The sequence below is a fragment of the Geothrix oryzae genome, from assembly GCF_030295385.1.
GTDB classification, from domain to species: domain Bacteria; phylum Acidobacteriota; class Holophagae; order Holophagales; family Holophagaceae; genus Geothrix; species Geothrix oryzae.
The window spans coordinates 245,969-261,114 of sequence record NZ_AP027079.1; the positions used below are offsets into that span (position 1 = coordinate 245,969).

Consider the following 15,146-nt stretch of genomic DNA (forward strand, 5'->3'; position numbering starts at 1 on the left):
CGCCCCTCCTCTGCGCGGAAGGCCTGGGCCTTCAGCGGGATGGGCGCTGGGATCTGAGGGAAGTCTCCCTGGCCATCGCGCCGGGCCAGGCCTGGGGCGTCGTGGGGGAGAGCGGGGCCGGCAAGAGCACCCTGGTGAACCTGGTGCTGGGTCTGCTCGATCCCACCGAGGGCCGGATCACGCTCGAGGGCCGGCCCTGGTCGCCCCTGGCGGAGTCGGAGCGCCGGCCCCGCCGCCCGCGCGTCCAGGCCGTATTTCAGGATCCGCTGGCCAGCCTGCCGCCCCACCGCACGGGCTGGGAGATCCTCCAGGAGCCATTGGAGGTCTGGCGTCGCGGAACCGCGGTGGAACGAAGGGAGGCGGCGGCCCGCATGGCGGCCCGGGTGAAGTTTCCCGAAGCGGCCCTGGCCCAGCGCCCCGCGGCCTGGTCGGGCGGATTGGGCCAGCGGCTCTGCCTGGGGCGGGCCCTCATGCTGGAGCCGGCCCTGCTGGTGCTGGATGAGCCCTTCTCAGCCCTGGATCCCACCCTGGCCGGGCACCTGCTGGCCCTGCTGCTGGAGCTGAAGGCGGAGGGCACGGCCCTCCTGCTCGTGAGCCACGACCTGCCTTCGGTCCAGGTCCTCTGCGACCGGCTGCTCGTGCTCCAGGACGGCCGGCCGGCGGGGGAGGGGACTGTCGGGCAGCTGCGGTCCGGCCCCGCGGATCCGGAGGTACAAGCTCCGGGGACTGCCGGCTTCCAGCCTGCAGCCCCCGGGGTCTGACGGCTGTGGCCTACTCTTCCACGGGCACCTGGACGGCGCTGGCGTTCACATAGATGCCGCTGAAGTGGCCCCAGAAGCTGCTGAAGCCGGGGCGCTGGCGACCCTGCTGGTCGAGGGCCTGCAGTTCCGCCGACAGGAGCTTCTGGGCTTCGGTGGTCTGGACTTCCTGGATCAGGCCCCGGCGGCTTTCGAAGGTGAGGGCGGGGGCGGGCTCGCGGGAGGTGATGCGGGCCACCCATAGCTTGCCGTCCTGGGTCCAGAGCAGGGGTGTGGTCTGACCCACGGGGGTCTCCAGCAGGGCCTTGCGGATGCTCGGGTGGGCCACCAGGTCGCGCAGCCCGTTGAGGGGCGCGGCCGCCTGGTCGCTGATGGGGCCCACGGCCTGCAGGCCGCCGGACTGGAGGGCCTGCTGGGCCTTGGCGAGGGTCTGCTTCCGGGCCTCTTCGAGGCGGTAGGCCGCCAGGACCTTGGCGCGGACTTCCTTGAAGGGGGGCACGGCCTCGGGCAGCTCCTCCTGCACTCGGAAGATCAGGTGGCGGTCGCCGATGCGCTGGGGCTTGGACACCTCGCCCACCTTCAGGCGGAAGGCCTCGCCAGCGAGCTGGGGCAGCTCGGGCAGGCCCTCGGACTGGGCGCCGGGCTCGTTGGCAAAGGGCTGGCTGAGCTGGGCCTGGCTGCCCAGGCTCTTGGCGGCCGCGGCCAGGTCGCCGCCGTTGGCGCGCTTGCGGATCTGCTCGAGGCGCTCCTGGGCGCGGGTGTTGAAGCGGCCGTCGGAGACTTCCTGGGCCAGCTGGGCCTTCACATCGTCGAAGCGCTTCTCGCGGCGGCCTTCGAGCTTGATGAGGTGGACGCCGTACTGGGTGCGCACGGGCTGGCTGATCTCGCCGGGCTTCAGGGCGGCAGCAGCGTCCGAGAACGGCTTGACCATCCGGGCGGCATTGAACCAGCCGAGATCGCCGCCATTGCCCTTGGCGCTGGGATCCTCACTGAGCTCCTCGGCGGCCTTGCCGAAGTCCTGGCCCTTGACCAGCCGCTCGCGCAGCAGCTGGGCCTTGGCGGTGGCCTCCTGCATCTGGGCGTCGCCCTCGGCCTTGAAGAGGATGTGCCGGGCCTTGAACTCGATGTAGTCGCTCTTGCGGGCCTCGAAGGCGGCCTTGAGGGCGGCTTCGTCGGTCTCGGCGGCCTTGCCCAGGGCGGCGCGGTCCACAGTCACGAACTGGATGACGCGCCGGGGGGGCTGGAGGAAGCGCTGGCTGCCGGCCTTGTAGATGGCCTCGAGGGCGGCGTCGCCGGGATCGGCCACCACGGCGGCGTCCACGGCCAGGGTGGCCTGCTGGAAGCCCACCTTCTCGTTGCGCAGGCGATGTTCCACCGCCAGCCAGGGCTCATCCACGGGCACCTGGAGGGCCGCCTGCTGAATCAGCTTGGTCCGCAGCAGTTCGTTGCGGAGGTTCCGCTCCTGCAGGGCGGGGTTGAAGCCGGTTTCCTGGAAGATCTGCTTGAGCTCCGCCGTGGACTTCAGGTTGCCCTGGGGATCCAGCAGGACGGGGTACTGGCGCAGGAAGGCCCGGAGGCGGGCGCCGACTTCCTCGTCGGTGACCACCACCCCGTGCCGGTCCGCCAGCTCCTCCATGAGCTTCTGGTTCATCAGGTCGCGCAGGGCCTGGGACTGGATGAAGGGTTTGAGGGCTTCGGGATTGCCCTGCTTGCCGAAGCGCTGGTAGAGCTCCTGCATGTGCTCGGACATGTCCCGCAGCAGCACCTCGCGGCCGTAGACCCGCGCCACGACGGTATCTGGGGTGTCCACCCGGCCGGAAGGGGCCAGGTAGGCCACCAGGCCCAGGAGGACCACGATCATCACCGCCGCCATGGGCGTGCGGTTGGATTTGAAGACCTGACGGAAGGAACGCAGCATGCGGGGCTCCGGGACGCGGACCTCCCAGATTACCCCGGGAATGGGGATGCATTACACTGGAATGCTGGAGCGTTTGCATGGCCGTCTTGCCCGTCATCACCTGGGGGGATCCCCGCCTCAAGAAGAACAGCGAGGATGTGGGCGAATGGACCCCCGAGCTGGAGCAGCTCTCGGAGGACATGTTCGAGACCACCCTCTTTGAAGAGGGCGTGGGGCTCGCGGCCCCCCAGATCGGCCGGAACCTGAACCTGGCGGTGATCGACTGCTCCTGCGGCGAGGATCCGGCCCAGAGGATCATCCTCATCAATCCCGAGATCATCCTGGAGGAAGGGGTCCAGGTGGGCCCCGAGGGCTGCCTGTCCATCCCGGGCGTCCGCGAGGTGCTGGAGCGCCCCCAGAAGGTGACGATCCGGAACCGCGCCAAGGACGGCAGCTGGCATGAGCTGGTGGGGGAAGACCTGCTGGCCCGGGCCTTCTGCCACGAGATCGACCACCTGCGCGGCCGGCTCTTCGTGGAATACTTCGGCCCGGTGAAGCGTCAGGTCATCCAGCGCAGATACCAGAAACAGGCCCGGTCATGACCCGAATCGCCTTCCTCGGCACCCCCCGCGCGGCTGTTCCGTCGCTGCGGGCCCTCGCCGAGGAAGGCATCGAAGCCGTGTTCTGCAATCCCGACCGGCCTTCGGGGCGGGGACGCCATGTCGAGGCCCCGCCCGTGAAGGCGGCCGCCCTGGAGCTGGGCCTGCCCGTCCACCAGCCCCTGAGCTGGCGGGCACCGGAGGTCCGGGAACTCTGGGAATCCTTGCGGATCGACCTGGCCATCGTGGTCGCCTACGGCCACCTCCTCCCGCGCTGGATGCTGGACTCCTGCCCCCGGGGCGTATGGAACCTGCACTTCTCCCTGTTGCCCCGCTGGCGCGGTGCGGCCCCTGTGAACCACGCCCTGATGGCCGGCGACGAGGAGACCGGCGTCAGCCTCATGCGCCTGACCGAAGGGCTGGACGAGGGGCCCGTGCTGGCCCAGTCCCACCGACCCATCGGCCAGGAGGACACCGCCGAGAGCCTGCTGGCCGCCCTCTCCAAGGATGCCGCCGACCTGCTCATGGATCAGCTGCCCCTTCTGCTCTGCGGTTGCGGCGAACCTGTGGAGCAGCGGCACGAGCTGGCCACCTACGCCTCGAAGCTCCGCAGGGACATGAGCCCCCTCGACTGGCGCCGCCCCGCAGCGGACCTGCACCGCCAGGTGCGGGCCCTCTGGCCCTGGCCCGGCTCCGAGCTGCAGATGGAGGGCCAGGCCCTCAAGGTCTGCGCCGTGGGGGCGCTGCGCGCCTGCTATCGCGATCCCGGCCAGCTGCTCTGGGGCAAGGAGGGTGCCTGGCTCACCACGCCGGAAGGCGCCCTGGAACTCACGCAGCTCCAGCGCCCCGGCAAGCCCGTCCAGCCCGCCCTGCAGGCCCTCCAGCCCTGGGGAGCCAGCGGCAACCGGACCCTCGGCTAGGGCCGGTTGTCCATTCCCGCGACGCGGCGTTGGGAATCAGCTGCGGGAATCAGCTATGGGAATCAGCCCTTGGCCCGGTGCTTAACATGGTCGTAGATGAACCACGCCACGCCCGCCACGATGAGTACGCCGATGACGGCATCCAGCTTGTGGAAGTACTGGCCGAGGGTGTTCCACTTCTCGCCGAGCTTGTAGCCCACCCAGGCCAGGCCCAGGCACCAGGGCAGGCTGCCGGCGAAGGTGTAGAGGTGGAAGCGGGTGCGGTCCATGCGGGCGATGCCGGCGGGCAGGGCGATGAAGGTGCGCACGACGGGCAGCAGGCGGCCGATGAAGATGGCCCAGGGACCGAACCGCTCGAAGAAGCGGTGCGCCTGATCCAGGTGGCCCGTGTGCAGCCAGATGTAGCGGCCGTACTTCTCCACGGCGCGCCGCCCGCCCCAGGCGCCCACCTCGTAGGCGGGAACGCTGCCCAGGTTGCAGCCGAGGGCCCCGAAGATACCCGCGATCCAGATCTGGGCCACGGGATTGCCCGCGCCGAGGCCGAAGAAGGTGAGCTGGCCCTTGTAGGCGAGGTAGCCCGCGAAGGGCATGATCACTTCGCTGGGCAGGGGGATGCAGGCGCTTTCGATGGCCATGAGCAGCATGACGCCGAGGGGCCCCATGGCGGCCATGACGGCCACCATCCAGGCGACGATCGGGGCGAGGATCTTCTGCAGCATCGGGGCGTCCCAAAAGCGCCAGTGTACCGGGACGCTACACTGTTCCGATGCCCGAAGATCTCGTCCGCAACCGCAAAGCCTTCCACGACTACCATGTCCTCGAGACCTGGGAGGCGGGGATCGCCCTGCAGGGCACCGAGGTCAAGTCCCTCCGCGCGGGCCTGGGCCAGCTGCAGGATGCCTATGTGGATGCCGTGGGCGGCGAGCTCTGGTTGAAGCAGGCCCACATCTCCCCCTATGCGTTCGGCACGGATGCCAACCACGAGCCCCTGCGTCCCCGCAAGCTGCTGCTGCACAAGGCCGAGATCACCAAGATGACGGCCAAGGTGGTGCGCAAGGGCCTGACCATCATCCCCCTGGCGATCTACCTGAACGATCAGGGGATGATCAAGGTGAAGGTGGCCCTGGCCGAGGGCAAGGCCCACAGCGACAAGCGCGAGGCCCTGAAGCAGCGCGAGCAGAAGCGCGAGATGGACCGCATCCGCAAGGGCGCCCGGGAGTAGCGGCGGGCTCTTAGTACGAACTCTCGTCCTTGGCGGGCGGGTAGTCCTGGCCGAACTTGTTCTTGTGGGGCTCGAGGGCGGGCAGGGTGGCGCTGAGGGTCCAGCCGCCGCGGGTGGTCCCTTCGCCGATGCTCACCATCCACACCTTCTCCCCGGTTTCCGGGTGCCAGATCCTCAGCCGGTAGGGACCGGGGGGAAGCTCGCGGAAATCCAGGCCGGCGCGCGCGTCCAGGGGCTGCACCCAGGGGGTCTCGACCACCCACAGGAAGGCGTTCATGCCGTTGTGCACATTGCAGTAGAGCTTCACGAGGCCGGGCTTCTGCACGGTGATGCGCGGCGAGTCGCCCGGCCGGTAGGTGCCCGTGTCGAAGGGATTGGCGCAGCAGGGGCTGAACACATTGTGGAGGATGTGATCCAGGTTGGGGAACGCCACCTCGCTGCCCGGCGTAGTCCAGGAGACCCGGGGGACGAACCGCTTGCCCAGCGTGCGGATGCGGGTCAGGGGACGCTTCTCCAACCTGGGCTTGGGCCCCAGAGGCTCCAGCATGGCCAGGCCGTCCGCGAGGGCTTCGAGGCGCCGGCCGTCCTTGCGCAGGATCGTGACCGGGCCCTTCAGCTCGCCGGCCAGGATCGGCCAGGCCGCGGCCAGCAGCAGGAGGCCCCGGATCCGGCTCATGCGGAGGGCCCGCCGAGGGCCGTCTGGAGGCTGCGCCGTTCGTTCATGAACCTCCTCGAGTCCCGCCCGGGGACCGCCGGGACTCCGCGAAAGGCGGATTCGGCCGGTGGTCCATCGGAGGTAAGGGTAAGATCGTCCACCAATCTACCTCGAAGGACCCCCGATGGCCCCAGTGCGCTGGCCCCATTCCCTCGCCTGGAAGTTCTTCCTGCGCACGGCGCTCCTGGTGGTGCTGGTGGTGGGGGCGGTGCTGGGCGTGGCCTACCAGCAGGCCCAGAAGGGGGCGCGGGACGCCGCCGAGCGGGGGCTCCGCACGGCCGGCCGCGTGCTGGACAAGCACATCCCCCAGGAGGCCCGCGTGCTGGACGCGGGGCTGGAGGTCTTCGTCGCCCAGAGCACCAACAGCGCCTACCTCGACAGCGCCGCCAAGCGCGGGGACGAGGCCAGCGTCCGGGATCACCTGCTGCAGAGCCTTCCGAACCTCCAGGCGGATGTCGCCGCCGTCGTCCGCCCGGATGGGCGGCGCCTCTCCTGCACCACGGATGGCGTGCGCCGGGACTATGGCGATGTGGCCATCGCCCAGATGGCCCTGGACCCGGAGGGCGCCCAGGCCGCGGGCATCGAGGGGCCGTCGTACGCTGGCTTCCTCGAGTTCCCCTCGGGCACCCATGCGGGCTTCTACCTGGCGGTGGCCCGGCCCCTGCGGCTGCCGGGCGGTGACCTCATCGGCGCCATGCTGGTGGGGATCCGGCTGGGGGACCGGGCCGCGGCGGACCTCCGGGACACGGCCGTGGGCCGGGCAGAGCCCCCTTCCCAGGTGGCCCTCCTCAGCCGGGGCCGCATCGTCGGCAGCACCCTGGAGCCCGCCGCCCAGGCGGGATTGGCCGCGGCCCTGGAGGGAGCCCGCTACGAACCCATCCGGGCGGCCCTCCTCCAAGGCCAGCCCTCGGGGCTGCTGGCGTTCCGGATCCACGGCGCGGACTACCTGGGCCGTGTCACGCCCCTGCGGGGGACGGATGGGCTGAAACACGAACTGGCCACGGCCCTGCTGCTGCCCCTGGATCCCTTCATGGCGCCGTTCCGGCGGTTGCAGTGGATCATCCTCGGCACCGGCTTCGGGGGCCTGCTGGTGGCCCTGGCCCTGGCGCTGCACGCGGCCCGGAGCGTGACGGCCCCCCTGGCCCGACTCACCGAGGCCACGGCGGAGCTGGCCCTGGGGGGCCGCCCCGGGCTGCCCCCCAGCCCGACCGGAGGCGAGGTTGGCGACGAGGTCGGGGCCCTCACCTCGGCCTTCCGGGCCCTGCTCGGCGAGCTGAAGGCCAAGGACGACCTGCTGGCCGCCCTGGCCCCGCTGCGCGCCGCTCCCGGCCGTCCCGGGCCCGGCGCCGAAGCCGACCTCGCCGTGGTGGACATGGAGGCCACGGTGCCGATGCCCGACGGAAGCCAGGCCCTGGCGGGCGAGGCGGCAGGCCCCCAGCGGCGCCTGGTGCTGAAGGAGGGCGATCTCTTCGCGGGCCGCTATCGACTGGAGTCGGTGCTGGGCCGGGGCGGCATGGGCCTCGTGCTGAAGGCCCGGGACCAGCAGCTGGACGAGGAGGTGGCCATCAAGATCCTCCGTCCCGAGCGCGACCTCGACCCGGCCTTCCTGGGCCAGCTCAAGCAGGAGATCCGGCTGGCCCGCCGGATCACCCACCGCCATGTGCTGCGCACCCATGATTTCGGCGAAGCCGACGGGGTCCCCTTCGTGACGATGGAGTACCTCAAGGGCGTGACGCTCAAGCAGCTGCTGGACGACCGCGGCCGCCTGCCCCTGCCCCTGGCCCTGCGCATCGGGCGTCAGGTGGCGGAAGGCCTGGAGGCCGCCCATGCCGTGGGCGTGGTGCACCGGGACATCAAGCCCCTCAATGTGCTCTTCGATGCCCGGGGCGACGCCAAGCTCATGGATTTCGGCCTGGCGGCCCCCGTGGCCGCGACAGGGGCGAGCCGCGAGGGTCTGATCTTCGGCACGCCGCGCTACATGGCGCCGGAACAGGTGCGGGGCGAACGGGTGGATCCCCGCACGGACCTGTACGCCCTGGGTGTGATGCTCTACGAACTCAGCGTGGGGCGCCCGCCCTTCGACGGCGGCGAGGTCCAGGACATCCTGCGCCACCAGCTCGAGACCCCGGCGCCGGATGTGCGGACCGCCGTTCCCGAGCTGCCGCCGGCCTACGCGGACCTGCTGCAGCGCCTCATGGCCAAAGACATCGCCGCTCGGCCGGCCTCCGCCGCCGAGGTGGTGGAGCTCCTCAAGGGCATCGCCTCGGGAGACCGGGGGAGCGCCTGACCGGGAGGCCGCTGGCGGCCCGGAGCAACCCGGCCGTCAGCCACCCCAGCCGCCCTGGGCGAAGCGGGTCAGCTTCTCGTCGCTGCCCCGCAGGGCCAGGGCCCGGGCCACGAAGCGACCGATGGGATCGGCTTCCAGGTTGACGGCGGTGCCGGGACGCAGGTGGTGGAGGGCTGTGCGGGTCACGGTCTCGGGGATGAGGGCCACGGTGAACCAGTCGGTGCCGCAGTCCACCACCGTGAGCGAGATGCCGTCCACGGCCACGGAGCCCTTGGGCGCGATCATGGGCGCCAGGGCCCTGGCCATGGCGAACCGCCAGATGCCCTCGTCGAGGCCGCCCTGGCCCTGGGGGCGCGACAGCAACTGTCCGAGGCCGTCGACATGGCCCGATACCAGGTGGCCGTCCAGCGGATCACCCACCCGCAGGGCGGGTTCGAGGTGCAGGGAGGTACCCAGGGGCAGGCGGCCCAAGGTGGTCTTCTCCAGCGTCTCTTCGCTGAGGTCGGCCTCCCAGGCCCGTCCGTCCACGGCCACGCTCGTGAGACAGGCGCCGTTCACGGCAATGCTGGCGCCCAGCTCGGCGCGAGCCAGGAGATCCGCCGGGGAAGCGATGCGCAGCCGCGCGCCGCCGGGTCGGGAGGCGCGGGATTCGAGCGTGCCGAGATGTCTGATCAGGCCGGTGAACATGGTGCCAACTCCACGCTTATCATGACGCAGTCGGCATCCCCAGGCGGCTCTTGCGGGAGCCGTAGAAGAAGTAGACCACCAGGCCGATGGCCAGCCAGGCGAAGAAGCGGTACCAGGTGATGGCGGGCAGGCCCCGCGCGATCCAGACGCAGCCCAGGATCCCCAGGGGGGCGATGATCCAGGCGAAGGGCATGAGGAACTTCCGCGGGGCCTCGGGGCGGCGCTTGCGCAGGACGAGGACGGCGACGCAGACGATGACGAAGGCGAAGAGGGTGCCGATGTTGGCCAGCTCCACCACCTCATCTATGTTGAGCAGGGCTGCGGGGATCGCCACCAGGAAGCCCGTGAGCACCGTGGCGTGGGAGGGGGTCTTGAACTTGTCGTGCACCTTGCCGAACCAGGGCGCCAGCAGGCCGTCCCGGCTCATGCTCATGAAGATGCGGGGCTGGCCCACCTGGTAGACCAGCAGGGCGGCGGTGGTGGCGATGACGGCTCCGAAGCTGATGACCGCTGCGATCCCGCCCATCTTGTGCTCGGTGAAGATGTAGGCCAGGGGATCGGCGATGCCGCCGAGCTTCGTGTAGTGCAGCATGCCCGTCACCACCAGGGCCACGGCGGCGTAGATCACTGTGCAGATCAGCAGGGACCACAGGATGCCCCTGGGCAGATCCTTGCCGGGGTTGCGGCATTCCTCGGCGGTGGTGCTCACGGCGTCGAAGCCGATGAAGGCGAAGAAGATGATGGCGGCGCCCGCCTGGATGCCCCGCCAGCCGTGGGGCACGAAGGGGTGCCAGTTGTCGGGGCTCACGAACCGGATCCCCAGCCCCACCACCGCGAGGAGGATCGCCACCTTGATGATCACCATGACGCTGTTCACCCGGGCGCTCTCCTTGATGCCGATGTAGCAGAGCCAGGTGATGAGGGTCGTGATGACCACCGCCAGCAGGTTGATGGTGATGGGGAAACCCGCCACGGTGGGGGCCGTCCTGATGACCTCCCAGTTCAGGAAGGTGGCGGCGCCATGGACCAGCCCCGCCTTGGCCTGGGCCAGCGCCTGGAGCTTGGCGGCCAGGTCCATGGCGGGTGCCCCCTCCGCCAGCTTCAGCGCGCTGCGCGGATCCATGCCCAGCCAACCCGGGATGTCCACATGGAAGACCGTCGAGAAGAAGCTGCGGGCGTAGTCGCCCCAGGAGATGGCCACGGCCACATTGGAGATGGCGTACTCCAGCAGCAGATCCCAGCCGATGATCCAGGCCATCAGCTCGCCCAGCGTGGCGTAGGCGTAGGTGTAGGCGCTGCCCGACACGGGGATCATGGAGGCCAGTTCCGCGTAGGCGAGTGCCGTGAACCCGCAGATCAGGGCCACGATGAGGATGCTCAGGACCAGCCCCGGCCCTGCCGGGAGGCGTCCATCGGCCATGTTCCCCGCGGCGGCGGTGCCGATGCTGGAGAAGATGCCGGCCCCGATGATGGCGCCGATGCCGAAGGTGGTGAGCTCGAAGACGCCCAGGTTCTTCTTGAGCTGATGTTCCGGTTCCTCGGCGCTGGCCCGCAGCTGCTCCAGGGTCTTGGTTCGGAAGAGGCGCGTCAGCATGGGTGCCTTGGGGAAGAAGGTCATGCTAGCAGGCAGGCCCGGAGGGTAGGCTGGGGGCCATGAGCACGAAGCCGGAGCACAGGGCCACTTGGGCGAAGCCGAAGCCCGCGCAGCACGCGTTAGGCGGAGGCGCCGCGTGAGGCCGGAGCAGGAGCGGAGGGCCACTTTGGCGAAGCCGAAGCCCGAAGGGCGCGGCGCAGGAGGCGCCGCGTGAAGCTCTGGAGCGACCGCCGGCTGCGCCTGTCCCTCACGGGGCTGGGCGGGCAGTACCTGCTGGCGCTGCTGGCGGTGGGAGCCTTCTCGGTGAACACGGGCAACAACCTGCTCTACCTCGTGTTCTCGCTGATGCTGGGCCTGTTCCTGGTCTCGGGGGTCCTCAGCCGCCGGGCCCTCCAGGGCCTCGGGGTCAAGGAGCTGGAGGAGGGCAATCTCTTCGCCCGGGTGCGGGGCGGCCTGCGCCTCCGACTGCAGGACTCTGGGCGGGGGCGGGTCCGCGGCCTCGAGCTGCTTCTCTCGATGGAGGACGGCGAAGTCCAGCCCAGCTTCCTGGGCGCCGCCAGCCGCAGCGGCGAGACCTCGGTGGTGTTCCAGGTCCGGGCGGGGCACCGGGGCTGGACCCGGCTCCGGCGGCTTGAGCTGCGCACCCGCTTCCCCTTCGGCCTGCTGGAGAAGTCCCGGTTCATCGACCTCGATCAGCCCCTGCTCGTGCTGCCCCATCCCCGGACGCCCCCGGCGCCGCCCACGAGCTGGCGTGGGGAGGGCCACCGCACCCTGGCCCAGGAGGGCGTCAGCAGCCCGGAGGGGGCGCGGCCCCTGCGGGTGGGCGATCCTCCGGGCCGGGTCCATTGGAAGCGCACGGCCCAGCGCAGTCAGCCCTGGGTGCGGACTTTCGAGGAGGAGCGGCCCCTGGGGCTCCACCTACGGATCGACCTGTCGGCCTGGGCACCGGGCCGTCCCTTCGAGCGGGAGCTGGAGCGCCTGTCGGGCGCGATCCTCCAGGCCCGCCTCCAGAAGCGGGAGATCAGCCTCGAGTTTCACGGGGCCTCGGGCGCCCACGAGGCGCGGGGCTACACCGCCTGCTGGCGGATTCTGGCCCAGGCCCGGGCCGAAGGCAGCACGGATCGGGCGGAGGCCGCGGAAGGTCCGCTAAGCTGAAGGCTCCTCAGGAGGCACTGGTGTTCGACGATCCCCAATCCCCCGCCTGGACCCCGCTCCTGGAGGCGGCCTGGAGGGCCCGCTCGAACGCCTATGCGCCCTACTCGCACTTCCAGGTGGGCGCGGCCCTGCTCACGGCCTCGCACGGGATCGTGGCGGGCTGCAATGTGGAGAATGCGGCCTATCCCGTCACCCTCTGCGCCGAGCGGGGGGCCCTCAGCGCAGCCGTGGCCGAGGGGCTCCAGCCCGGGGATCTGGTGGCCGCGGTGGTGGTGACGGACTCGCCGAAGCTGACGCCGCCCTGCGGCGCCTGCCGACAGGCCCTGGCGGAATTCGCGGAGGGCCTTCCCGTACTGCTTGCCAATCGCAACACCCGGATGCTGCACCGCCTGGAAGATCTGCTGCCGCACAGCTTCACGGGCCGGAATCTTCAGTAGGCCTTTCAAGCCCGCCCGCCCGCGCCTACACTTTCCGAACCCCGCCAGGCATCCTGAGGCAAGCGAATGGCCATTGATCGCGTCAAAGTCAAAAAGGAAGCCGACAAGCTCTTGACGGCCGGGAAGGTCGAGCGGGCCATCGAGGAATTCCAGAAACTCGTCGAGGACAACCCCAAGGATTACTCCACGCTGAACCAGATCGGCGACCTCTGCGTGCAGACCGGCCGGGTGAAGGAAGGCGTCGAGATCCACAAGCGGCTGGGTGGCGCCTACGAGCGGGACGGCTTCAATGCTCGCGCCGCCGCCATCTTCCAGAAGGTGGTCCGCAACGCCCCCGAGGACATCGACGCGGCGCAGCGCCTGGCGGACCTCTACCGCCAGATGAACAAGGTCGGCGATGCGGTGAAGGTCCACCTGCAGGTGGCCGAGCATTTCCAGAAGAAGGGCCTCATCAAGCGGGCCCTGGAAGAGTTCAACAAGGTCGTCGACCTGGACCCCAAGAACCTGAAGATGAAGGTCAAGCTGGCGGACCTCTACAACAAGGAGGGCATGAAGGACCGCGCCGCGGGCATCTACCTCGAGGTGGCCGAGTCGCTGGCCATGGAGCAGATGCACGGCGAGGCCAACCAGATCCTCGAGCGCGCCAAGTCGATGATCTCCACGCCCCAGGTCTACCTCACCCAGAGCCGTCTGGGCGTGATCCAGGGCGACTACACCACGGCCGCCCAGCATCTGCGGGAGGGCCTGGGCAACAACCCGAGGAACACCGAGCTGCTGGAGGCGCTGGCCGAAATCGAACTGCGCAGCGGCCACCCGGACCGCGCGCTGGAAGCCCTGGCCGAGATCGCCCAGCTGCCGGACAAGACCCTGCCCCTCTGCGAGAAGTCCCTCCGCAACCTCGCGAACGCCGACCGGGCCGAGGAGGGCCTGCGGCTCTTCGCCCCCATCGCCCGCGAGCTGGCCCGGAGGGGGTCGGGCGACATGGTCGCCCGCGCGCTGCGCAGCGCCCTGCAGGACCACATGGGCAGCGAGGCGTGGATCCTCCTCGCGGAGATCGCCCACCAGAGCGGCAACCGGGCGGAGCAGGTCCAGGCCCTCCAGAGCGCCTACGCCCTGGCCACACAGGCCAGCGACCAGGCACTGATCGGGCATCTGTCGGGCCAGCTCCAGGCCCTGGGCGCCGTTCCGGGAGTCGTCCCCGCGCCGCCGACCGCGGGCTTCTCCGCGCCCGGCGCCGTCAGCGGCTTCCAGGCTCCGCTGCCCCAGGAGATCACGCGCCACGGCGGCGAGACCGAAGTGGATCCAGTGCGGCGCCTCCGCATCGAGCAGCTCTCGCGCGAGGCCGAGGCCCTGCTCCGGGGGGGCAGCCACGACCGCGCCGTAGAGACCTTCAAGAAGGCCCTCGAGCTGGACCCCGCAGACCTCACCATCATCGAGGCCATCGTCGCCGTGCATCGCACCACCGGGCACCTCACCAAGGTGCAGATGCAGTATGTGCAGAGCGCCCAGGCCCTGGCCCAGCTCGGCAAGAAGCGGGAGGCCGGCCATCTGCTCGACATGGCGGAGCAGCTGTTCCCGGGCTCCACGCGGATCCACCGCCGGGCCATGGGTCTGCCCGAACCCGGGGCCGGCCGCCCCGCCACGCCCATCGCCCTGCCGCCGCCGCCCAGCGACATCGATGCGCTGATCGCGCTGGATCTGCCGAGCTTCGAGCCGACGCCCCTCGACGAGGCGGCCCCCGCGCCGCCGTCCGGGCCAATGTCCGCGCCAACGCCCGTGCCTATGTCCGGCCGGGCCTTCGAGCCCATTCCCCTGGGGGACGGACTTCCGGTGATGCCGGATCCCTTCGCGCCGCCCGTGGGCACCCCCGTGCCCCCGGCCATCCCCTTCGCCGCACCGGTGGAGCCCGCGGCCCTCGACGCCTCCGATCTGAGCTGGATGGAGGACACGCTCACCGACATGATCACGGAAGGCGGATCCTTCTCGGCCCCCACGACGCCGCTCCCGCCCATCCCCACCCAGATCCTCGCACCGGAAGTGGTGGCCGGCCTGCCGCCCCTCTCGGCCGACCTGGAGCCGGCGTTCGGAGACCTCGCCCCGGAAGGGGAGGCGCTGCCGGAGCCCCCGCCCGAGCATGTGCCCGAAGAGCTGGCCAGCCTCCTCGGCGACATCGATTTCCAGATGGATTACGGCAGTCCCGAAGAGGCCAAGACCGAGATCGAGACCGCCCTCAGGCAGTTCCCCGGGCACCCCGAGCTGCAGGCGCGCCTGGAGCGCGCGGAGAGCGCCCTCCAGAAGCTGGGGCACATCGCCAAGGCCAGCGCCCTCGACGAGAACGACTTCGCCAATTCCTTCTTCGACCTCACCGATGTGCTGGGCACGGCCCTCATGGATACGGGCGAGGGCGAAGAGATGCACGACGCCACCCACATGGTGGAGAAGATCCAGAGCGTGGACGAGCTGTTCAGCGCCTTCCGCGAGGGTGTCGAAAAGCAGGTCAAGGGCGACGACTACGACACCCACTACAACCTGGGCATCGCCTACAAGGAGATGGCCCTCATCGAGCCCGCCCTCGAGGAGTTCAAGATCGCCATGGGCGACCCCGAGCGCACCCTGGAGTGCTGCTCCATGCTCAGCATCTGCGAGCAGGATCGTGGCGATCTGAACGCGGCCGTGGAATGGCTCCGCCAGGGCATCCTGGCCCCGGGCTTCCCCCCCGAGGACAGCATCGGCCTCCGCTACGACCTCGCCGAGATCTACCTCCAGCAGGGCCATACGGCCATGGCCGCCGAGGAGTTCAAGGCCGTCTACGAGATGGATCCCGACTACCGCGATGTGGCGGCGCGCCTGGCCTAGGCTGGGCACCGGGGGGGGA

At 70.3% G+C, this 15,146-nt stretch carries 13 protein-coding genes; 8 read left to right on the plus strand and 5 right to left on the minus strand.

Annotation, left to right across the window (positions count from 1 at the left end; translation table 11 throughout):
- Nucleotides 1-53: 53 nt before the first annotated feature.
- On the plus strand, nt 54-761 hold the full coding sequence (locus tag QUD34_RS01025) for an ABC transporter ATP-binding protein (RefSeq protein WP_286355983.1): 708 nt from the start codon (nt 54-56) through the stop codon (nt 759-761).
- Nucleotides 762-771: 10 nt separating this feature from the next.
- Here QUD34_RS01025 and QUD34_RS01030 read toward each other — a convergent pair whose 3' ends face one another.
- Nucleotides 772-2,676, minus strand: coding sequence for a peptidyl-prolyl cis-trans isomerase (locus tag QUD34_RS01030; RefSeq protein WP_286354727.1), 1,905 nt, complete (start codon nt 2,674-2,676; stop codon nt 772-774).
- Between the two features lie 77 nt (nt 2,677-2,753).
- On the opposite strand from QUD34_RS01030, the gene def reads away from it, so the two are divergent.
- Entirely contained in the window at nt 2,754-3,257 is a 504-nt protein-coding gene (gene def, locus QUD34_RS01035; protein WP_286354728.1) for a peptide deformylase, read from the plus strand.
- The gene (gene fmt / locus QUD34_RS01040; RefSeq protein ID WP_286354729.1) at nt 3,254-4,174 is read left to right on the plus strand and encodes a methionyl-tRNA formyltransferase; all 921 of its coding nucleotides are present in this window, start codon (nt 3,254-3,256) and stop codon (nt 4,172-4,174) included. The genes def and fmt overlap by 4 nt, the downstream gene beginning before the upstream one ends.
- A 62-nt stretch (nt 4,175-4,236) precedes the next feature.
- Here fmt and QUD34_RS01045 read toward each other — a convergent pair whose 3' ends face one another.
- A complete protein-coding gene (locus QUD34_RS01045; protein WP_286354730.1) occupies nt 4,237-4,893 on the minus strand; it encodes a DedA family protein in 657 nt (218 codons plus the stop codon).
- Nucleotides 4,894-4,940: 47 nt separating this feature from the next.
- Between QUD34_RS01045 and smpB the strand changes: the two genes are divergently transcribed.
- Nucleotides 4,941-5,396 (plus strand): SsrA-binding protein SmpB, encoded by a 456-nt coding sequence (gene smpB, locus QUD34_RS01050; RefSeq protein ID WP_286354731.1) that lies wholly within the window; start codon nt 4,941-4,943, stop codon nt 5,394-5,396.
- Nucleotides 5,397-5,406: 10 nt separating this feature from the next.
- Here the strand turns inward: smpB and QUD34_RS01055 are convergent, their stop codons facing one another.
- A complete protein-coding gene (locus QUD34_RS01055) occupies nt 5,407-6,072 on the minus strand; it encodes a cupredoxin domain-containing protein (RefSeq protein WP_286354732.1) in 666 nt (221 codons plus the stop codon).
- A 163-nt stretch (nt 6,073-6,235) separates the two neighbouring features.
- Between QUD34_RS01055 and QUD34_RS01060 the strand changes: the two genes are divergently transcribed.
- Nucleotides 6,236-8,398: a serine/threonine-protein kinase gene (locus tag QUD34_RS01060; protein ID WP_286354733.1), complete on the plus strand. Its 2,163-nt coding sequence runs from the start codon at nt 6,236-6,238 to the stop codon at nt 8,396-8,398.
- A gap of 36 nt (nt 8,399-8,434) precedes the next feature.
- On the opposite strand, the gene QUD34_RS01065 is transcribed toward QUD34_RS01060, so the two are convergent.
- Together QUD34_RS01065 and QUD34_RS01070 are read right to left on the minus strand one after the other, a co-directional pair.
- Nucleotides 8,435-9,085, minus strand: a complete 651-nt coding sequence (locus QUD34_RS01065; RefSeq protein ID WP_286354734.1) for a riboflavin synthase — start codon at nt 9,083-9,085, stop codon at nt 8,435-8,437.
- Nucleotides 9,086-9,104: 19 nt separating this feature from the next.
- A complete protein-coding gene (locus tag QUD34_RS01070) occupies nt 9,105-10,679 on the minus strand; it encodes an amino acid permease (protein WP_286354735.1) in 1,575 nt (524 codons plus the stop codon).
- Between the two features lie 210 nt (nt 10,680-10,889).
- On the opposite strand from QUD34_RS01070, the gene QUD34_RS01075 reads away from it, so the two are divergent.
- The 3 genes from QUD34_RS01075 to QUD34_RS01085 all read left to right on the plus strand — a co-directional run bounded on the left by QUD34_RS01075 (nt 10,890) and on the right by QUD34_RS01085 (nt 15,127).
- Nucleotides 10,890-11,834, plus strand: a complete 945-nt coding sequence (locus QUD34_RS01075) for a DUF58 domain-containing protein (protein ID WP_286354736.1) — start codon at nt 10,890-10,892, stop codon at nt 11,832-11,834.
- A gap of 20 nt (nt 11,835-11,854) precedes the next feature.
- Complete coding sequence (locus QUD34_RS01080; protein ID WP_286354737.1) at nt 11,855-12,271, plus strand: cytidine deaminase; 417 nt, start codon at nt 11,855-11,857, stop codon at nt 12,269-12,271.
- Between the two features lie 66 nt (nt 12,272-12,337).
- Nucleotides 12,338-15,127: a tetratricopeptide repeat protein gene (locus tag QUD34_RS01085; RefSeq protein ID WP_286354738.1), complete on the plus strand. Its 2,790-nt coding sequence runs from the start codon at nt 12,338-12,340 to the stop codon at nt 15,125-15,127.
- Nucleotides 15,128-15,146: the final 19 nt, after the last annotated feature.